The sequence below is a fragment of the Janthinobacterium foliorum genome (assembly GCF_978021625.1).
This window is the reverse complement of record NZ_CDXDQE010000009.1, coordinates 41,193-60,435: the sequence shown is the minus strand read 5'-3', so window position 1 is coordinate 60,435 and position 19,243 is coordinate 41,193. Positions and strand designations below refer to the sequence as shown.

20 protein-coding genes are annotated in these 19,243 nt (G+C 67.3%); 12 read left to right on the top strand and 8 right to left on the bottom strand.

From position 1 onward, the window contains the following. The first annotated feature begins 6 nt into the window (after positions 1-6). Together ACZ92H_RS18355 and ACZ92H_RS18350 are read left to right on the top strand one after the other, a co-directional pair. A complete protein-coding gene (locus tag ACZ92H_RS18355; RefSeq protein WP_131377223.1) occupies positions 7-447 on the top strand; it encodes a carboxymuconolactone decarboxylase family protein in 441 nt (146 codons plus the stop codon). 80 nt (positions 448-527) lie between these two features. Continuing rightward, positions 528-830, top strand: coding sequence for a hypothetical protein (locus tag ACZ92H_RS18350; protein ID WP_465050523.1), 303 nt, complete (start codon positions 528-530; stop codon positions 828-830). 100 nt (positions 831-930) lie between these two features. Here the strand turns inward: ACZ92H_RS18350 and ACZ92H_RS18345 are convergent, their stop codons facing one another. Next, on the bottom strand, positions 931-2,106 hold the full coding sequence (locus ACZ92H_RS18345) for a multidrug effflux MFS transporter (protein WP_465050522.1): 1,176 nt from the start codon (positions 2,104-2,106) through the stop codon (positions 931-933). Between the two features lie 189 nt (positions 2,107-2,295). On the opposite strand from ACZ92H_RS18345, the gene ACZ92H_RS18340 reads away from it, so the two are divergent. Continuing rightward, entirely contained in the window at positions 2,296-3,285 is a 990-nt protein-coding gene (locus tag ACZ92H_RS18340; protein WP_465050521.1) for a serine O-acetyltransferase, read from the top strand. Between the two features lie 212 nt (positions 3,286-3,497). Here ACZ92H_RS18340 and ACZ92H_RS18335 read toward each other — a convergent pair whose 3' ends face one another. From ACZ92H_RS18335 to ACZ92H_RS18315, 5 genes are all read right to left on the bottom strand, one after another. Then, positions 3,498-3,977 carry an META domain-containing protein gene (locus ACZ92H_RS18335; RefSeq protein ID WP_465050520.1) on the bottom strand — a complete coding sequence of 160 codons (480 nt, stop codon included), beginning with the start codon at positions 3,975-3,977 and terminating at the stop codon, positions 3,498-3,500. A 73-nt stretch (positions 3,978-4,050) separates the two neighbouring features. Beyond that, entirely contained in the window at positions 4,051-4,989 is a 939-nt protein-coding gene (gene bla, locus ACZ92H_RS18330; protein ID WP_465050519.1) for a subclass B3 metallo-beta-lactamase, read from the bottom strand. Between the two features lie 100 nt (positions 4,990-5,089). After that, positions 5,090-6,481, bottom strand: coding sequence for an LLM class flavin-dependent oxidoreductase (locus ACZ92H_RS18325; protein WP_465050518.1), 1,392 nt, complete (start codon positions 6,479-6,481; stop codon positions 5,090-5,092). Between the two features lie 3 nt (positions 6,482-6,484). Next, a complete protein-coding gene (locus tag ACZ92H_RS18320; RefSeq protein ID WP_131377201.1) occupies positions 6,485-7,312 on the bottom strand; it encodes a MetQ/NlpA family ABC transporter substrate-binding protein in 828 nt (275 codons plus the stop codon). Positions 7,313-7,333: 21 nt separating this feature from the next. Further along, complete coding sequence (locus tag ACZ92H_RS18315; protein ID WP_465050517.1) at positions 7,334-8,548, bottom strand: acyl-CoA dehydrogenase family protein; 1,215 nt, start codon at positions 8,546-8,548, stop codon at positions 7,334-7,336. Between the two features lie 275 nt (positions 8,549-8,823). Between ACZ92H_RS18315 and ssuE the strand changes: the two genes are divergently transcribed. Genes ssuE through ACZ92H_RS18290 form a run of 5 tightly spaced genes read left to right on the top strand, consistent with a single transcriptional unit; the run spans position 8,824 to position 13,295 of the window. Further along, complete coding sequence (gene ssuE / locus ACZ92H_RS18310; RefSeq protein ID WP_465050516.1) at positions 8,824-9,444, top strand: NADPH-dependent FMN reductase; 621 nt, start codon at positions 8,824-8,826, stop codon at positions 9,442-9,444. A 25-nt stretch (positions 9,445-9,469) separates the two neighbouring features. Next, complete coding sequence (locus ACZ92H_RS18305) at positions 9,470-10,474, top strand: sulfonate ABC transporter substrate-binding protein (protein ID WP_465050515.1); 1,005 nt, start codon at positions 9,470-9,472, stop codon at positions 10,472-10,474. Positions 10,475-10,489: 15 nt separating this feature from the next. Next, positions 10,490-11,650 (top strand): FMNH2-dependent alkanesulfonate monooxygenase, encoded by a 1,161-nt coding sequence (gene ssuD, locus ACZ92H_RS18300; RefSeq protein WP_131377192.1) that lies wholly within the window; start codon positions 10,490-10,492, stop codon positions 11,648-11,650. 1 nt (position 11,651) lies between these two features. Continuing rightward, positions 11,652-12,443 carry an aliphatic sulfonate ABC transporter permease SsuC gene (gene ssuC, locus ACZ92H_RS18295; RefSeq protein WP_131377189.1) on the top strand — a complete coding sequence of 264 codons (792 nt, stop codon included), beginning with the start codon at positions 11,652-11,654 and terminating at the stop codon, positions 12,441-12,443. Between the two features lie 21 nt (positions 12,444-12,464). Then, positions 12,465-13,295 (top strand): ATP-binding cassette domain-containing protein, encoded by an 831-nt coding sequence (locus tag ACZ92H_RS18290; protein WP_131377186.1) that lies wholly within the window; start codon positions 12,465-12,467, stop codon positions 13,293-13,295. On the opposite strand, the gene ACZ92H_RS18285 is transcribed toward ACZ92H_RS18290, so the two are convergent. Beyond that, complete coding sequence (locus tag ACZ92H_RS18285; protein ID WP_131377183.1) at positions 13,252-13,962, bottom strand: HAD-IA family hydrolase; 711 nt, start codon at positions 13,960-13,962, stop codon at positions 13,252-13,254. The genes ACZ92H_RS18290 and ACZ92H_RS18285 overlap by 44 nt on opposite strands. A gap of 55 nt (positions 13,963-14,017) precedes the next feature. Then, entirely contained in the window at positions 14,018-14,485 is a 468-nt protein-coding gene (locus ACZ92H_RS18280; protein WP_465050514.1) for an META domain-containing protein, read from the bottom strand. Positions 14,486-14,635: 150 nt separating this feature from the next. On the opposite strand from ACZ92H_RS18280, the gene ACZ92H_RS18275 reads away from it, so the two are divergent. The 4 genes from ACZ92H_RS18275 (at position 14,636) to ACZ92H_RS18260 (ending at position 19,223) form a co-directional block, all read left to right on the top strand. Further along, a complete protein-coding gene (locus ACZ92H_RS18275) occupies positions 14,636-15,577 on the top strand; it encodes a hypothetical protein (protein ID WP_465050513.1) in 942 nt (313 codons plus the stop codon). Then, complete coding sequence (gene pdxR / locus ACZ92H_RS18270; protein WP_465050512.1) at positions 15,574-17,049, top strand: MocR-like pyridoxine biosynthesis transcription factor PdxR; 1,476 nt, start codon at positions 15,574-15,576, stop codon at positions 17,047-17,049. The genes ACZ92H_RS18275 and pdxR overlap by 4 nt, the downstream gene beginning before the upstream one ends. Before the next feature lie 182 nt (positions 17,050-17,231). Beyond that, positions 17,232-18,374, top strand: coding sequence for a benzoate/H(+) symporter BenE family transporter (locus ACZ92H_RS18265; RefSeq protein ID WP_465050658.1), 1,143 nt, complete (start codon positions 17,232-17,234; stop codon positions 18,372-18,374). 96 nt (positions 18,375-18,470) lie between these two features. Beyond that, positions 18,471-19,223 (top strand): CPBP family intramembrane glutamic endopeptidase, encoded by a 753-nt coding sequence (locus ACZ92H_RS18260; protein WP_465050511.1) that lies wholly within the window; start codon positions 18,471-18,473, stop codon positions 19,221-19,223. The last annotated feature ends 20 nt before the right edge of the window (positions 19,224-19,243 follow it).

The window sequence follows — 19,243 nt, the reverse complement described above, 5'->3', positions numbered from 1 at the left end:
TGCATCATGACACAGCAACGACTCGATTTCGCACAAGCTTCGCCGGACGTGGTCAAGGCCATGTACGCGTTGGAAGCGGCCATCGCCAAGCTGGGCCTGGAACACGCGCTGCTGGAGCTGGTCCGCCTGCGCGCTTCGCAAATCAACGGCTGCGCTTTTTGCGTGGACATGCACACGAGCGATGCGCGCAAGGCGGGCGAAACGGAGCGCCGCCTGCATGCCGTGTCCGTGTGGCGCGAAACGCCCTTCTTCACGGCGCGCGAGCGTGCCGTGCTGGCCTGGACGGAAGCGCTGACCCTGCTGCCGCAGAACCACGCCTCGGACGACGACTACGCGGCGCTGGCAGCCGAACTGACGCCGGCCGAAATGGTCAACGTGACGCTGGCCATCGGCTCCATCAATACCTGGAACCGCCTGGCCGTCGGTTTCCGCAAGATGCCGGAATAAGTCCTGTGTTCGTTCGCGAACAGACACCGTGACAGCCCCTGCGTAGTGTGGCAAGACGACTTATCAGCCAGGGAGCAGCCATGGAAGTACCGATCGGTGACAGCGTCGAGAAGACGCCCGAACAACTGGAAGAAGCGCGCCGCGAGTTCATCGCGGAGCTGTGGCGGCGCTTTGAAGCGCTGCAGGAATGGGCCGTCAGCCATTGGCCCGACCAGCATCATCCCTTGAGTTCCGCCGACTTCGTCGAGACGCGCAAGGAAATCTTGAGTTTGCGTTCGCCGGCCGGTTCCCTGAACCAGCCGGCCGCGCACGACGGGGCGGAGCCGGAACCGGAGCAGGGCGGCGCGCAGTATGTCGATGTGACGCCCGCGCCGTGGCCGTAGGTCGGATGAGGACCGAAGGGCCGTAATCCGACGACATGGTTGGCAGAAGCAGTCGGCGCGGTCGGCGCAGTCGGATTACGCGCTGGCGCGCTAATCCGACCTACGCTTCAGCCTTATCCTGCGCAAACACCCAGCACAGCAAACTTACCAGCAGACCCGCCATCACGCCATACGCCAGGTTCAGGGCGCTGTCGAACAGCAGCGGCGCCACCAGGCCCGACACCAGGGCGAACAGCAGCATCTGGATGAACGACTGCATCGACGAGGCCAGGCCGCTGTTGTTGGGGAAGTGGTTCAGCGCCATCAGGGTCATCGGCGGCATGGCGATCGACAGGGCGAACGAGTAGAAGAACAATGGCAGCACGGCCCATGGCACTTCGGCGGCAAAGAAGTAGTTGTAGCCGATGTTGGCGGCGGCCGCTACCAGCATCAGCACGAAGCCGGCCCAGACCATCTGGCGCTGGCTGTAGCGGTGCGCCACCTTGCCCGACAGGGCCGAGCCGAACACCATGCCGCTGATCAGGGGAATGAACAGCCACGCGAACGCTGTCTCCGGCAGGTGCAGGATGTTGATGATGAAGTAGGCGGCCGAACCGATGTACAGCGCAAAGCCGCCAAAGGCGGCGCCGATGGCCGTCGACAGCAGCAGGAACTGGCGGTGGCACAGCACTTTCCAGTAATTGACGGCGATGTCGCCCAGGTGGAAGGCGTGGCGCTGTTCCTTCGGCAGGCTTTCCGGCAAGGCGCGCCAGACGACGACGAACATCAGCACGCCGAAGGCCGTCAGGAACCAGAAGATCCAGCGCCAGCCCAGGCCCACCTGCAGCCAGCCGCCCAGCACGGGCGCGATGGCCGGCGCCAGCGCAAACACCATCATGATGTGCGAGAGGATCTTCTGCGCAGCGGCGCCCGAATAGCGGTCCTGCACGATGGCGCGGCCGATGACGGAGCCGGCGCCGGCCGACAGGCCCTGCAGCACGCGCCAGGCCAGCAGCCAGCCTAATGACGGGGCCAGCGCGGCGCCCACGGAGGCGATCACGTACAGCACCAGCGAGACGAGAATCACGGGACGGCGGCCGAACGAGTCGGACAGGGTGCCGTAAAACAGCATCATGAAGGCGAAGGTGAAGAGGAAAAAGCTCAGGGTCTGCTGCACCAGCAGGGGGCTGGCATTGAAGTCGTGCACGATGGCGGGAAAAGACGGCAGATACGTGTCAATTGCAAGCGGTCCGACCATCGCCAGGCCCGCCAGGATCCATGTTAATAATTTAGTCATGTTGAAGAGTGTTTTTGTTAGTCCGTCATTTTACGCTAGTGCCAACAATCGGGTTTGGCGCGGGCGTGGTTTGCCTTGCATATGCGTTTTTCGCATATCAAACCTTGAAATTCTTCGTTGGCCTCGCCGGGTGCGCCCGCTAAGCTGGGGCGACCCGGCCTGTTTGCCGTTTTTTGGAAGTGACACACCATGCACAGCATTTATCCCGCGGCGCCCGCCGAGGAATCGGTCCAGTGGAACCTGGGACCCGTGATCCAGGCGCTGCGCAGTTCGCGCGAAGACAAGCACAAGATCCGCCATAACGGCAGGGTGCGCGAACTGCCGTCGCGCGAAGCCTTGACCACCATCGTCAACGGCCTGTCGGCGGCGCTGTTCCCCACCCATTACGGGCGGCCCAATCTCACCGACGAGAGCATCGACTATTTTGTCGGCGATACCCTCAACACCACCTTGAACCGCCTCAGCGAACAGGTGCGGCGCGGCCTGCTGTTTTCTGCCCCGGCTCACGCCGTGCCGGCCGCCGATGAAGAGGGCGGCGCCAGCGACGACGCGGCACTGGCCCAGCAGGCGCGCGACATCACGCGCGCATTCGCCGCCAGCCTGCCCGGCATCCGCGCGCTGCTGGTATCGGACGTGCAGGCCGCCTACGCGGGCGACCCGGCCGCCACCTCCGTGGCGGAAATCATGTTGTGCTATCCGGGCACCATCGCCATCCTGTACCACCGCCTGGCGCACCAGCTGCACGCCCTCGGCGCGCCATTCCTGGCGCACCAGCTGCACGCCCTCGGCGCGCCATTCCTGGCGCGCCTGATCGCCGACATCGCGCACACCCTGACGGGCATCGACATCCATCCGGGCGCGCGCATCGGCGCGTCCTTCTTCATCGACCATGGCACGGGCGTGGTGATCGGCGAGACGGCCATCATCGGCCAGCGGGTGCGCCTGTACCAGGCCGTGACCCTGGGCGCCAAGCGTTTCCCCGCCGACGCTTCCGGCGCGCTGATCAAGGGCACGCCGCGCCACCCCATCGTCGAAGACGACGTGGTGATCTACGCGGGCGCGACCGTCCTGGGGCGCATCACCATCGGCGCCGGTTCGACTGTGGGGGGGAATGTGTGGCTGACGCAGAGCGTGCCGCCGAATAGCAATGTATCGCAGGCGCAGATGCGCAACGACTGAAGGGCGCCCGGGAAAACGTCCATGGCAGTGTTGCCGCGCCTGGCCGTACGGGCGTACTGCCTGCGGCGCGGCGCCTTTGCCCCGAACGTTTTCCGGCCACCCTTCCTGCCAGCATAAGTGGTCTGGCGCGGATGGCATGGCCGAATCCCGGGCCAGGGCCGTACGGGGACGCCGGGCCCCGGAGGGTGCGGCGCCGGTACTTGCGCCGGGGTTTACTTCACCGTCAGCGCTTCATAGCGCGCCACGCGCACGCCATCCTTGAGCAGCAGCAATTCCTGGTCGGCGTAGCGGTAGCCGTTGACTTCGCCCAGGGTGGTCAGCAGCTCGCGTTCCAGGTCCATGTCCTGCGGCTGGCACATCATCATGGTGCCGGCCAGCTGCGAGAAACTCAGGGTGCTGACGCCATCGCTGGTGTAGCCGCCCATCATCTGGTTGCAGCCGCTATGCCCGCTGGCGCGGCCTTCGGCCAGCAGCAGGGTCACGTCGCGCTGTTCCGGCGCCTTGCGCACGACTTTCTTGCCCTTCAATTCCTTCAGCTTCCACTGCGTTTCCGTCAGCTTCGGCGCCGGCTTGGCGGGCGAGGTCGCGCCTGGCGCGGCAGCGGCCGCATCGGAGCGCACGGGCGTTTGCGCGCAGCCGGCCGTGATGGCGACGATGGCGGCGAAGGGAATCAGTCTGGCGAGTTTGAACATGGCATTTCCTTGTTGAAGTGATAGCCTCCAGAGTAGCAGATACGCGCCACGCCAGCGTGCACGGTTGACAAGCTCACTGCGTCTGCTGCGCCTGCGTCTCCTGCTCCAGGCGCGCATCGAGCAGGGTGCGCGCCGCCGCCACGTAGGCGCGGCAGGCTTGCGGATCGACGAAAGCGTCGCTGCCCGCCGTGGCGCTCGCTTCCAGCCGCTCCCATAATTGCGACGCTTCCGGGTGGGCCGAGATCAGCACGTCGCAGGGCAGCTTTTCCAGGGTCTCGAAGCTGTGGCGCAAGTCCGCCAGCGCTGCCGGATACTCGCTGCTGGCGCTGAACCTGAAGCCGGGCCGCGAGACGGCATTGATGCTGTCCGCGTAGACCATGTTCAGGCAGCGGGGACCGTCGCACGATTGCCAGGACCAGCTCAGGCCTCCGGGCGTGTGGCCCGGCGTGGCGTGCGCCGTCAGCGCAATGGGGCCGACGTTGAAATGGCTGCCGTCGCGCGCCAGGCGCATGTCTTTCACGGGCGGATACTTGGGCAGCGCGTGGTATTGCGGATCGTCCGGTCCCACCTCGCCCGAGGCCAGGTCCAGCGCGGCCGACGGGCTGGCGGCCACCAGCGCGTTGCTGCGCTGCTGCAGTTCGGCCAGGCCGCCCGCATGGTCGATATGGCCGTGCGAATTGAGTATCAGCTTGACGTCCTCGATGCGAAAGCCCAGGGCGCCGATATTGGCGATGATCTTCTGTGCCGATTCCGGCAAGCCGCCGTCGATCAGCACATGGCCCTGCGGCGAGGTGATGAGCACCGAACTGAGGCCCTTCACGCCCACGTAATAGGTGTTGCCGAAGATGCGGAACGGCGTCTGGTCGGCGTTCCAGGCGGCGCAGACTTCGCAGTCCGGCGTTGGCGGCGTGGCTGGCGCCTGCGCCAGCGCCGGGGAGGCATGGCCGGCCAGCAGCAGGGCCAGGGCGAAAGCGCCGTGGCCGGCCAGCGCGCGGGGAGAAGTGAGGGGCATTGCAGTCCTTGTCCGTGTTGCCAGGGTGGCGTATGCTGACACGGAACGCAGCCGGATGCAAACGCATCCTTGCATGGCCAGCTGCTGGCGGAGCGGACGCTCAGGCCGCGGCCAAGGCGGCGCTGCCCGACGCGATGCTGACCTGGCGTCCCGCGTGGCCGGCCGGCAGGCGCGGGCCCTGGCCGAAGACCTTGTGGCGCAGGGTGCCTTCCTCGTACTGCGTGCGGTAGCGGCCGCGCCGCTGCAGTTCCGGCACGATGTGGGCGACCACGTCGGCCATGCTGTCGTGCGCCACGGCGAAGGCCAGGTTGAAGCCGTCGATGCCCGTTTCGTCCATCCAGCTTTCCAGCTGGTCGGCCACCTGGCGCGCGTCGCCCACCAGCACCGGGCCGCGTCCGCCCAGGCCGATGTATTCGGCGGCCTCGCGCACCGTCCATTTCCGCCCCGGGTCGGCCTGGCTGAACGAGGCCAGTGCCGAGCGGCCGGCCGGGGAATCGATGTACTCGATGCTGGCGTCGAGCGGGTAGCGGCTGAAATCGACGCCCGTCCAGCCGGACAGCAGCACCAGCGCCGCCTCGATATTCACGTGGCGCAGGTAGTCGGCGTGCTTGGCGCGCGCTTCTTCCTCGGTGGCGCCCGTGATGACGAGCGCCTGGGCGTAGATCAGCAGCGCGTCGCCATCGCGGCCAGCTTGCCGCGCGGCGCCGCGCAAGTCGTCCGCATAGCGCTTCACCACCGTCTTGCTGGGGCCGCTGACAAAGGTGGCTTCCGCGTGGCGCGCCGCAAAGCGCGTGCCGCGCGGCGAGGTGCCGGCCTGGTACAGCAGGGGCGTGCGCTGCGGCGACGGTTCGCACAAATGGATGCCGGGCACCTGGTAGTGGCGCCCGGCATGGTTGATCGGATGCACGCGGGCCGGATCGGCATAGATGCCGCGCGCCTTGTCGTTGACGACGGCGTCGTCATCCCAGCTTTTTTCCCACAGCTTGTAGACGACGTCGAGATATTCGTCGGCCAGGTCGTAGCGCTCGTCGTGGCCCAGCTGCTGCTGCAAGCCCAGGTTGCGCGCCGCGCTATCGAGGTAGCCGGTGACGATATTCCAGCCGATGCGCCCTTGCGTCAGGTGGTCCAAGGTGGACATGCGCCGCGCGAACGGGTAGGGGTGCTCGTACGTGAGGGCGCAGGTGACGCCGAAACCCAGGTGCGTGGTGGCCTGCGCCATGATGGGCACGAGGGCCAGCGGGTCGTTCAGCGGCACCTGCACGCCATGCTCCAGGGCCGCATCGAGGCCACCCCGGTAGACGTCGTACACGCCCAGCACGTCGGCGAGAAACACCGCGTCGAACAGGCCCGCTTCCAGCAGCCGCGCCAGTTCCGTCCAGTGCTGCGGATCGGTATAGCGGTGGCTGCGGTCGCGCGCGTGCGTCCACAGCCCCGGCGACTGATGGCCCAGCGTATTCATCTGGAAGGCGTTGAAGCGAATGGTCTTGGCCATGGCTTATTTCGCCGCCGTCTGCAAGGCTTGCTGGTAGTCGGGTTTCGAATAGCCGGCAAAATGCCTGTTCGTGATGTCGAGGAATTCGCGCGAGCGGTAGGCGGCCGCCAGGTCTTTCGCGAACTGCTTGTCCTTGTCGGCCGTGCGGATGGCCACCAGGTTGATGTAGTTGGGCGAAATTTTCTCGGCCACCAGCGCGTCCGTCAGCTTCAGCCCCGACGCCAGCGCGTAATTGCCGTTGATGAAGGAGTAGTCGGTGTCGCCCAGCGAGCGTGGCAGCTGCGCCGCTTCCAGCGGCAGCAGCTTGATTTTCTTCGTGTTGACGGCGATATCCTTTTCCGACGCGCGCACGGGGTCGAAATTGTCGCGCAGCTTGATCCATTTCAGTTGGTCGAGCAGCACCAGCGCGCGCGCCTGGTTGGTCGGATCGTTCGGCAAGCCCACCGTCGTGCCTTCCTTCACGTCATCCAGGGTCTTGTGCTTCTTGCTGTAGATGGCGATCGGTGCCGTGGGGATCGTGATCAGGTCCGTCAGGGCCAGCTTGTGCTCTTGCGCGAATTTTTTCAGGTAGACGATGTGCTGGAAGACGTTGGCGTCCAGCGAACCCTCGGCCAGCGCGAAGTTCGGCTGGATGTAGTCGTTGAATTCCACCAGCTTGACCTTGTAGCCCTGCTTTTCCAGGATGGGCTTGATGCCCAGCTTGATCTGGTCCGCATACGGCCCGGCGCTGGTGCCGATGGTGATGTCCTTCGGATCCCTGGCGTGGGCGAAGGTGGCCGTCAAGGCCAGGGTCAGGGTGGCAAGAAGAACGGTGCGGCGGGCGATGGTCATGGTGGCTCCTTGGTGGGTGAATTACGAATAAGCCGTCGGTTCGGGCAGCGTGCCGGTCAAGGCAAAGCGTCCCAGGTCGCGCAGCTTGTAGTCGATGGGGTCGTGCAGGGTATGCACGCGCACGTTGCGCCAGTAGCGGTCGTAGCCATATCGGGCAGAAGTGGAGCGGGCGCCCGTCAGTTCGAACATCTGGCTGCTGATCTCCAGCCCCGCCTTGTGCGCCAGGCACTTGGCTTCGGCCACGGCCACGGCCAGCAAGCCCCGCTCGCGGGCCGTCACCAGCGCGCCCTTGCGGAACACCGTTTCCAGTTCCTGCGCCGCCGCGTCGGCCAGCACCTGCGCGGGGCGCAGCAGCAGCCACAGCTGGCCATAGCGGTGCTGCACCAGCGGATCGTCCGTGGCGTGTGCCACGCCGGCGGCAAACCAGGCCTTCGCCTGCTCGCCCGTGTAGTGCCGGGCCGCCTCGAACGCGCCTTCGGCGATGCCCAGGTACAGGTTGCTCATGATCAGCTGGGCGATCTGCGAGCGCACGGTGGCCTGCGGCGTGGCCGCCTGCGCGGGCGCCAGCAAGACCAGCTCGCGCGGCAGGGCGACGCCGTGGAAATGCACGTTGCCGCTGTCCGTCTGGCGCTGGCCGAAGGCGTCCCAGTCCGCCTGCACGGTCACGCCATCCTGGCGCGTGGGCAGGGCGGCGATCAGCGCCGTCTGCGTGGGCGCGTGCCAGGCGGAGACGGTGAGCCAGTCGGAACCGACGGAACCGGAAGAAAAGCTCTTGATGCCGTCGAGGAGGTAGCCGTCGGCGCTATCGGTGGCGGTCACCCGTTTGTCGAGAGGATTCAGGGCATTGCCCCAGAACAGGCGCTCGTCGACAGTGAGTGTCAGCAGGCGGCGCTGCTGCTGCGCGCTGCCATACAGCTGCAGGCCTGCCAGCTGCAAATGGTGGAAGCCGAAGATGTGCGCCAGCGCGCTGTCGGCGCGCGCCAGGATGCGGATCACCTGGCAGACGAGGGGCCAGGAGGCGCCCTGGCCGCCGAATTCCACGGGAATCGACAGGGTCAGCAAGCCGGACTCGCGCAGCCATGCGCGCTCCTGCGCCGCGTGGCCGCCGGCCCGGTCGCGCGCATTGGCCGTTTCGGCCAGGCGCGCTGCCAGCTCTGTTGCGACGCGGATGGCGTCCTGCAGTGGCGCCGGTGCCGGAGCCTGGAGACGGGCGGAGTGCAAAAAAGCGGTAGACATGGGTGACATTCCAGTTAGGCGATGCTGCCGATAGTGCACCGCCGGCTGCGCGCCGTACACGAAGAAAACCGCACATGGATATGCGAAAAAAGCCGCACGGGCCCTTGCGCGACGGGACGCGGGGCGTCAGGGCCGGATAGTCGGAAAACGCATATCGAAGCGCGAAAGCATTCGTTTTACAGGAAGCCTGATGGCGATAGGCTGCAAGCATCCAGGCAGCAAAATCCAGCCGATTCAAACCCAATTCACACCATCACGCACGGGACGGGCATCACATGAGCATCTTGTTATTGGGCGGCAGCCCGCAACTTCCATCGAGTTCCAGCCGCTTGCTGCTGCATATCGGCGAACAGCTGGCGCTGCAGGGCCACAGCTACGCCAGGCTGCACGTGCGCGACTTGCCGGCGAGCGCCTTGCTGCAGGCCGACTACGCCGACGCGGCGATCGCCCGCGCCGTGCAGGCCGTGGCCGACGCCGATGCCATCGTGATCGCCACGCCCATCTACAAGGCGTCCTATACGGGTTTGCTGAAGGCCTTCCTGGACCTGCTGCCGCAGGATGGCCTGGCGGGCAAGCTGGTGCTGCCGCTGGCCACGGGCGGCGGCCATGCCCACACCCTGGCGCTCGACTATGCGCTGCGCCCCGTGCTGCATGCGCTGGGCGCCAAGCAGGTGTTCACCAGCATTTACGCGAACGCGCAGCAGCTGGCCTGGCACGAAGAACGTGGACTGAGCCTGGACGCGCCGATCGCCGCGCGCGTGCAGGCGGGCATCGACGACGTGGCTGCCGGCCTGTTCCTGCTGCAGGGCCGGCGTCCGCCCGCGCCGGCCGACATCGCGCTGCCCGTGCGTTCGCTGCAGGACCAGCCTTACGCTCCCCGCTTTCAAGCCGCCTGATTATTCACCGACCAAAGGAACCGCCATGACACACCGCCACGCACAACGCCTCTCGCGCCGTACCACCCTGGGCCTGCTGTTTGCCGCCGCCGCCGGCGTGATGGCGGCCGGCATGCCGGTGGCGGCGCAGGCGCAGGCCAAGGGCGAGGTGCAGGTGCGTATTGGCTACCAGAAGTACGGCACCCTGACCCTGCTGAAAGGGCGCGGCACCCTGGAAAAGCGCCTGGCCGAGCAGGGCGTGGGCGTGAAATGGACGGAGTTCCCGGCCGGCCCCGTGCTGCTGGAAGGCCTCAACGTGGGCAGCATCGATTTCGGCACTGTGGGCGAGGCGCCGCCGATCTTTGCGCAGGCCGCTGGCGCCAACCTGGTGTATGTCGGCAATGAGCCGCCATCGCCAGCCAGCGAAGCCATCGTCGTGCCCAAGGGTTCCAGCCTGCGCACCCTGGCCGACCTGAAGGGCAAGAAGATCGCCCTGAACAAGGGCTCCAACGTGCACTACCTGCTGTTGAAAGCGCTGGAAAAGGCCGGCGTCGCGTATGCCGACATCCAGCCCGTGTTCCTGCCGCCGGCCGATGCGCGCGCCGCCTTCGAGCGGGGCAGCGTGGACGCCTGGGCCATCTGGGACCCGTTCCTGGCGGCCGCCGAAAGGCAGCTGGGCGCCCGCGTGCTGGCCGATGGCAAGGGCCTGGTGGCGAACTACCAGTTTTACCTGGCTTCCCGCGCGTATGCGGAAAAAAATCCCGAGATCCTGCGCATCGTGCTCGATGAAGTGGCCAAGGTCGATGACTGGGGCCGCAACAACCCGGACGAAGTGGCGACGATTCTGTCGGCGCAGACGGGGCTGAGCAAGGAGGTCGTGGCGCTGGCCGCCTCGCGCTACGCGTATGGCGTCAAGCCCGTGTCGGTCGACGTCATCGCGTCGCAGCAAAGGGTGGCGGATGCATTTTCCGGCCTGAAGCTGATCCCGAAACCCATCGTTGTCAAGGACGCGCTGCTGCCCGCGCGCCAGCTGGCCACCAGCACCAAATAATCAAGGAATCCCATCATGTCATTGAATGTCTTCTGGTTCATTCCCACCCACGGCGACAGCCGCTACCTGGGCACGTCGCAGGGCGCGCGTCCCGTCGATGCCGATTATTTGCGCCAGGTGGCCGTGGCCGCCGACACCCTGGGCTACGACGGCGTGCTGCTGCCCACGGGCCGCTCCTGCGAAGATGCGTGGGTGGTGGCGTCGTCGCTGATCAGCGTGACGCAAAAGCTGAAATTCCTCGTGGCCATCCGTCCCGGCCTGTCCACGCCCGGCCTGGCCGTGCGCATGGCCTCCACCTTCGACCGGTTGTCGAACGGGCGCCTGCTGATCAACGTCGTCACGGGCGGCGACCAGGGCGAGCTGGAAGCGGACGGCCTGTTTGCCGACCACGCCAAGCGCTATGAAATCTCCGATGAATTCATCAAGGTGTGGCGCGCCACCCTGGCGGGCGAGGGCGGCGCGGCCGGCTACGATTTCGAGGGCAAGCATATCCAGGTGAAGGGCGCGAAAACCCTGTATCCGCCCGTGCAGAAGCCGTATCCGCCCCTGTATTTCGGCGGTTCGTCGGAACCGGCGCATGAACTGGCGGCCGAGCAGATGGACGTGTATTTGACCTGGGGCGAGCCGCCCGCCGCCGTGGCGGAAAAGATCGCCGACATCCGCGCGCGCGCCGCGAAAAGAGGCCGCACGGTGCGCTTCGGCATCCGCCTGCACGTGATCGTGCGCGAAACCAACGAGGCGGCCTGGCGCGCGGCCGATGAACTGATCAGCCACCTGGACGACGAGGTCATCGCCAAGGCGCAGGCGGCGTTCGGCAAGATGGATTCCGTGGGCCAGCAGCGCATGGCGGCCCTGCACGGCGGGCGGCGCGACAAGCTCGAAGTGTCGCCGAATCTGTGGGCCGGCGTGGGCCTGGTGCGCGGCGGCGCCGGCACGGCCCTGGTGGGCGACGGCCCGACGGTGGTGGCGCGCATGCAGGAATACGCGGACCTGGGCATCGATACCTTCATTTTCTCCGGCTATCCGCACCTGGAGGAATCGTACCGCTTCGCCGAGCTGGTGTTCCCGCTACTGGGCAAGGGCAAGGCCGTGGGCGAGCAGTCCCTGAGCGGGCCATTCGGCGAAATCATGGCCAGCAATATCGTGCCGGTGGCGCCGCAGAAAAAGGCGGCTTGAGATGGCGGCCGGTGCAGCTAGACGCATTCCCGGCACGGCGTGGCGCCACGCCCTGGCGCCGTGGGCCTTGCCCGTGGCGCTGCTGCTGGCCTGGCAGCTGGCGTCGCAATGGGGCTGGCTGTCGAGCCGCATCCTGCCCGAACCGTGGGCCGTGGCGAAGGCCTTCTGGCACCTGGCCGCGTCGGGCGAGCTGTGGCTGCACCTGAAGACAAGCTTGTGGCGCGCCACGGTCGGTTTCGCCGTCGGCGCGGGACTGGGCCTGCTGCTGGGACTATTGACGGGCAGCTTCCGCCATGCGGAAACCCTGCTCGACACGACTTTGCAAATGGTGCGCAACATCCCGGCCCTGGCCCTGATCCCGCTGGTGATCCTGTGGTTCGGCATCGACGAGACGGCCAAATTGTTCCTGCTGGCCGTCGGCGTCTTCTTTCCCGTCTACCTGAATACCTTCCACGGCATCCGCTCGGCCGACCAGGGCTTGATCGAGATGGCGAAAAGCTATGGCTTGTCCGGCTGGCCGTTGTACCGCGACGTGATCCTGCCGGCCGCCATGCCATCCATTCTGGTGGGCGTGCGCTTTTCGCTGGGCCTCGTGTGGGTGCTGCTGATCGTCGCCGAAACCATCTCGGCGCAGGCCGGCATAGGCTACATGACCATGAATGCGCGCGAATTCCTGCAAACGGACGTGGTGCTGGTGGGGATTTTGCTGTATGCCCTGCTGGGCAAGCTGGCGGACCTGTTTTCGCGCCGGCTGGAACGCCATTGCCTGCGCTGGAATCCCGCCTACCGATAGTGACTGACGAAAGAGGACACCATGCTGCTCGCCCCCATCCAGATCGAAACGGATTTCCTGTCGCACTTCGTGCAGTACGACCCGGCCAGCGCGCCGCCGCAGGCGAGGGAAGCGCCAACTTCTCCCTTGCAGCGGCGCGGCGTGCCCCTGGAACTGGCCAACCTGAGCAAGTCGTACAGCAGCCGTCCCGTGCTGAAAAACGTCGACCTGCAGCTGGAAGCGGGCGAGTTTGTCGCCATCGTCGGGCGCAGCGGCTGCGGCAAGAGCACCTTGCTGCGCTCGATCGCGGGACTGGAAAGCATCGACGAAGGCAAGCTCACGGTCGGCGCGGGCATCGGCGCGCCCGACATCCGCATCATGTTCCAGGAGCCGCGCCTGCTGCCGTGGAAGACGGTGCTCGACAATGTGGCCCTGGGCTTGCCCCGTTCCATCGGCGCGGCGGCCGCCTCGCTGTGGACGGTGGGACTGGCCGAGCGGGCGGACGACTGGCCGGCGGCTCTGTCGGGCGGGCAGAAGCAGCGCGTGGCCCTGGCGCGCGCCCTCGTGCACGAGCCGCAATTGCTGCTGCTCGATGAGCCGCTCGGCGCGCTTGACGCGCTCACGCGCATCGAGATGCAGCAGCTGATCGAATCGCTCTGGCTGGCGCGCGGGTTCACGGCCGTGCTGGTGACGCATGACGTGGCCGAGGCCGTGGCCCTGGCCGACAGGGTGCTGCTGATCGAGGATGGGCAGATCACGTTGGACGTGCAGGTGGACTTGCCGCGCCCGCGCCAGCGCGGCACGGCGGCCTTCGCCGCGCTGGAGCAGGCTATCTTGTCGCGGGTACTGCAGCCGTCTCGGCCAGCACAATGAAACCTTCGCCATCGACCGTCGCCACGATGCCTTCATAGCTGGCGATGGACGGGTGGCGCGTGGCCAGCGGATGCGCATGCGTGGCCGTGACCACCATGACTTTCGCGCCAGCCGCTTCGCCCGCCTCAATGCCGACCGAGGCATCCTCGAACACCAGGCAATCCCCGGGCGCCACGCCCAGTTTTTCCGCCGCCAGCAGATAGCAATCGGGCTTCGGCTTGCCCGCCTTGACGTCTTCCGCCGTGATCATGATGGCCGGTATCGGCATGCCGGCCGCCTTCAGGCGTGCCGTGGCCAGCGCGCGCGGCGCCGAGGTGACGATGGCCCATTGCGCCGGCGGCAGCGACGTCAGGAAACGCAGCGCGCCCGCGATTTCAATGATTCCCGCCACATCGATGATTTCCGCATCCGTGATGCCCTGCGACTCGCGCTGCGCGTCGACGCCCGGCAAGCGCAATTTTGCGATGGTGTCGACGGAGCGCGCGCCGTGAATGGTGGGCAAAAAGGCGGCGACGTCCAGGCCCTGGCGCTGCGCCCAGGTGCCCCAGATGCGTTCTGCGGCGGCGATGGAATTGATGACGGTGCCGTCCATGTCAAACAGAAAAGCCCGGTAGCGGCCGGCGGCCGTTGGCGGGGGGACTGCGGACGGCGAGGGCAGGGCGGACATGGCTTCCTTCCAAAAGATGGGCTGGAAGCCATTGTAACGGCAGTCGATTTTTATTTCACAGGTAGACCGACTCAAACCTGGCCACGGGCGCGCCATCCTTGAGCAGGATCAGGTATTCGCCATCGAAGCGGTAGCCGGTGACGCTGTTCAGATTGGCCAGCACGGCGCTTTCCAGCCGCATCAACGGGGGCGGGCACGCCATGCGGGTGCTTGCCAGCTGCGTGAAGCGCAGGGCCGTGCCGGCCAGCGTGTAGCCGCCCATGACCTGGTTGCAGCCCGTGAAGCCGTGCACCTTGCCGTCGTCCGTCAGGGTGATGCGCACTTCGCGTTCCTGCTCCGGCGCCATCGTCACGTCGGCGCCATCGAGCTGCGTCAGCTTCCAGTAGGTATTCGTCAGGCTGTAGCTGGGCGTCAGGCCCGCGTCGGGCCGGGTGCTGTCGCTGGTGGCGGCGCAGCCGCCCGCCATGGCGATGACGGCGGCGAGGGACAGGCATGTGAGGCGATGCGTCAGGCGATGCGGCATGAATGGCTCCTGTATGAGGGGAAGATGCGCCAGAGTAGCAGTTTTCCCGCGCATGCCGGCGTACGGCAGCGGCAAATGTTGCCCTTTTGCCAGTGCTGGCATTACACTCATGCTTTCTGCTGCATTCACTTTGATCCGGGAGCCAGGCCGATGCTGCAAGCGCAAGCGCTGGACAATCGACTGGTCGCCACCAGTGGCGACGACGTACTGGTGGACCGCATCGTGCCCGGGGCGCCGCTGGTGATCGCCTTTGGCTTTGTGTCCTGGACGACGCGTCCCGCCTTCGATTTCTACGGCCGCCTGCGCAAGCTGGAGCAGGCCAGCGGCCAGCACCTGAACAAGATTCTCGTGCGCGATTCGGGCAATGCCTGGTATCACCGCGGCATCGCGGGCCTGGGCAGCCACGTGGATGAATCGGCGCAAGCGCTGCGCGACCTGGTGCGCCGCATCGCGCCAGGCCAGGTCACCACCATCGGTCAGTCCATGGGCGCGTATGCGGCCGTCATGTATGGCTTGCTGCTGGACGTCGAGCGGATCGTCGCCTTTGGCCCGCTGTCTTTCCTGGACGTGGAGCAGGCGCGCCTGTACCACGAACTGCGCTGGCTGTCCGTGATGGAATCGCTGGCGCAGGACCCGCCGCGCTCGGGCTACCCGGACCTGGCCGCCCTGTGCCGCGCCAGGGCGGCACAGGCGACGCAGATCCACCTGGCCTTCGGCACGCGGCCGGACGTGGCCAACGCCGGCGCCAGTGCCAGCGAGTCGGTGAATCTCGACGCCATGCACGCGCAGCGCCTGGCGCCTTTCGGCCGCTGCACCCTGCACCCGTTTCCCCATTCGGGCCACGCGGTGGTGCAGCACCTGATCGACACGAAGCGCATCAACGGCTTGCTGGCGCAATGGATACTCGGCCTGACGCTGGAGGAGGAAGCGATGCCGGACATCGGCCGCGAATGGCGCGACTGGATCGCGGAAAACCTGCGCCTGGGCTGCGCCGGCGCCCAGCTGGTGGCGGTGCTGCAGCAGCATGGATTTTCGCACGCCAGCAGCGTGGCCGCCGTGACGGCCGCCGGCGCGGCGCCGAAGACGACATGACGCCGCCGTTCGAATTCGAGACCCTGAAAATCCGCCTGGCCGACCCGCAATGGGCGGCGCTCGAGCTGCGCGTGCGCGTGCAGCGCGCGCTGCGCCAGCTGATACTCGACGGCGTGCTGGCGCCCGGCCTGCGCCTGCCGGCCACGCGCGCGCTGGCACAATCGCTGGGCGTGTCGCGCGATACGGTGGAACTGGCCTACGCGCAGCTGCGCCTCGACGGCTACGTGCGGCGGCAGGCGGGATCGGGCAGTTTCGTCTCGGCGTCCATCGGCGCCAGCCTGCTGGGCAGGCAGCTGACGCCGCCGTCGCCTGCCTCTGCGCAGCCGGTGGCGCTCAGCGCGCGCGGCGCGCAGATCCTCGCCAGCGGCGGCGTGGCCGACCAGCAGCGCGTGCAGGCCTTTGCCACGGGCTTGCCTGAAACGCGCGCTTTCCCCGTCGATGTGTGGGAGCGGCTGCGGCGCCAGGCAGCCAGCGGGCACGGCGCCAGCGTGCTGCTGCACGGCGACCCGCAGGGCGCGCAGACTCTGCGCCAGGCCATCGCCGACTATGTCAACCTGGAGCGGGGCGCACGGGCCACGGCCGACCAGGTGCTGGTCCTGAGCAGCACGCGCCAGGCCCTGTACCTGTGCGCGCAGGTGCTGGCCGATGCGCACGGCCCCATCCTGATGGAAGATCCCGGCTATTTCGGCGCGCGCAAGGCCTTCGAGCTGGCGCAGTTGCGCGTGGTGCCCGTGCCCGTCGATGCGCAGGGCCTGTGCACGGCCAGCCTGCGCGCCGATACGAGCGGCGCCAATACCGTGTACGTCACGCCGTCGCACCAGTATCCGACGGGCGCCACCCTGGCGCTGGAGCGGCGCCTGGAACTGATCGACTGGGCCGCCGAACGCCAGGGCTGGATCATCGAAGACGATTACGACAGCCAGTTTCATTATGCGGGCTTGCCGACGGCCTGCGTGCAGGGACTCGATGCGCGGCAGCGCACGATTTACCTGGGCACCTTCGCCAAGTCGCTGTATCCGGGCCTGCGCCTGGGCTACATGGTGCTGCCGCCCGCGCTGGTCAAGCCGATGACGTATGCGCGCAGCGTCCTCGATGGCCACACGCCGCAGCTGGATCAGTTGACGCTGGCGCGCTTCATCGCGGACGGCCATTTTGCCGCCCATGTGCGCGCCATGCGCAAGGTCTACGCCGTGCGCCGCGATGCGATGGCGCAGGCCGTGCAGCGGCATTTGCCGCATGTCGTCACGGCGCACCTGCCGCCGGGCGGCTTGCAGATGCCCTGCCTGCTGCACGCGGGCAGGGCGGAGCTGGAAACCATCCGCCTGGCGGCGCAGGCGGGCATCGTGCTGCCGGGCCTGAGCCGGCTGTACGCGAGTCCGCCGGCCAGCGGCGGCTGGCTGCTGGGCTTTGCGGCGCTCACGCCGCACGACATCGACAGCGGCATCGCCCGCCTGGCGCGCGCGCTGGGCTGAAACCCGTCAAGTGGTCTGCTGTGCATGAAGGAATTGGCCTGTCTTGGCAGTCCATGTGACCGCTACCATGCTTCCTTTTCAAGGCAGGGAGCATCCGCATGACGACAAAGGCAACAACACCCACTACCACGGCCGCCGCCACGGCAGGCCGGCCGCGCTGGCGCGATCTCGCGTCGCCCGCCATGGCCGCCTGCATTTCCGTGCTCGTCAATTATGGCGGCACCTTCGTGCTGGTGTTCCAGGCGGCGCAGCTGGCCCAGCTCAGCGCGGCGCAGACGGCGTCCTGGGTCTGGTCGCTGAGCATCGGCGTGGGCGTCACCGGCATCTGGCTCAGCTACCGCTACCGGGCGCCCATCATCACGGCCTGGTCGACGCCGGGCGTGGCCTTCCTGGCCACCGTCATGCCGCACACGCCGTATGCGGAGGTGATCGGCGCCTACATGCTGTCGGCCATCGCCTTCATATTGCTGGGCATGTCCGGCGCCTTCGAGCGCCTGGTGCGCCTGATACCGGGCGGCATTGCCGCCGGTCTGCTGGCCGGCATCCTGCTGCAATTTGGCGTGAACGCGTTTGGCGGCGCCAGCGCCGATCCGCTGCTGGTGGCGTTCCTGCTGCTGGCATATGCCGTGCTGCGCCGCTTTAGCCCGCGCTTTGCCGTGGCCGGCATCATGCTGGCCGGCGTGGCGCTGCTGCTGGCGCAGGGACGCCTGGACGTGCAGGGCATCGAGCTGGCCCTGGCCGCGCCCGTGTTCGAGATGCCGCGCTTTTCCGTGGCGGCGCTGCTGGGCGTGGCGCTGCCCCTGTTCCTGATCACCCTGACGGGCCAGTACATGCCAGGCATGCTGGTGCTGCGCAACGACGGCTACCGCGTCAGCGCCAATCCCATCCTGGCGGTCACGGGCCTGGGCTCGCTGCTGATGGCGCCGTTCGGCGCGCACGCGTTCAACGTGGCCGCCATCACGGCCGCCATCTGCACGGGCAAGGATGCGCATGCGGATCCGTCGAAGCGCTATCTTGCCGGACTGGCTTGCGGCGCGCTGTACATCATGGTGGGCGTCTTCGGCGTCACCCTGGCCAGCCTGTTCATGGTCTTGCCGCGCACTTTCATCACGACACTGGCGGGACTGGCCCTGCTGGGCGCCATCGGCAACAGCCTGGCGCAGGCGATGGCGGATGCGCGCACGCGCGAAACGGCGCTGATCACCTTTCTTGCCACGGCGGCGAACGTGACCCTGCTGGGCGTGGGCGGCGCCCTGTGGGGGCTGGTGGCCGGCTTGCTGGCGCATGCGCTGATGCACGGCTGGCGCAAGGCGCTGCCGGCTTGACGGCGGCACGGGCGGAGCACTTGCCCATTGTGCCAGCCGCCGCATACAATTGCTGCCGCCCGTGCCCGTTGGCACCTTGCTATCGATTTCATCCGAATGATGCCCGAGCTGACCTCCCTGGCGCAGTACCTGCTGGCGATCACGCCCCCGTTTCTCGTCTGCGCCGCCTTGCTGCTGGCGCTGCCGCGACAGGCCATGGCGCCGGCCCCGGTGCCGCTGCTGCGCGTGCTCGTGCATATCCTGTTTTTCGTGCTGGCGCGCGATGCCATGACGGCGCGCGGTTACTGGCAGGTGGCGGCGGGCGGCTTGCGCTTCACGGCGCCGCCGCTGGTCTTGCTGGCGCTGGGTGGCATGTCGCTGGCCCTGGTGGCTGCCACGTGGTGGCTGGAAGCCGGGGCGCGCCGCCAGATCCGCTGGCTGGGCGCGGGTCCGGCCCTGTCCGTGCTGCCGGGCGTGGCGGGCGGATGCGTGATCATCGCGCTGGCCACGGGCTTGAAGGCGCTGGCCGGCTTGCCATCGCTGACCCCCGTGCCCGCTTCCGCGTGGCCCATGCTGCTGGGCTTTGCGCTGGCGGCCAACTGTTACGAGGAATTGCTGTTTCGCGGCTTGCTGCAGCAGCAATTGCGCGCCTGGCTGCCGCCCTGGCGCGCGGCGCTGGCGTCGGGCCTGCTGTTCGGCCTGTGCCACGCCTTCCTCGCCACCACCGTCACGCAGGTGGGCGCGCCCATCCTGGTGTTTACCGTGATCGAAGGGGTGGTGGCAGGACTGGTATATTGTCGGGCCGGCTTGCTGGGCGCCTCGCTCGCGCATGGCCTGGCGATTTTTGCGCTGGCCGCCGGCTGGGTGTGAGGCCCGTGGCTTAATTTGAT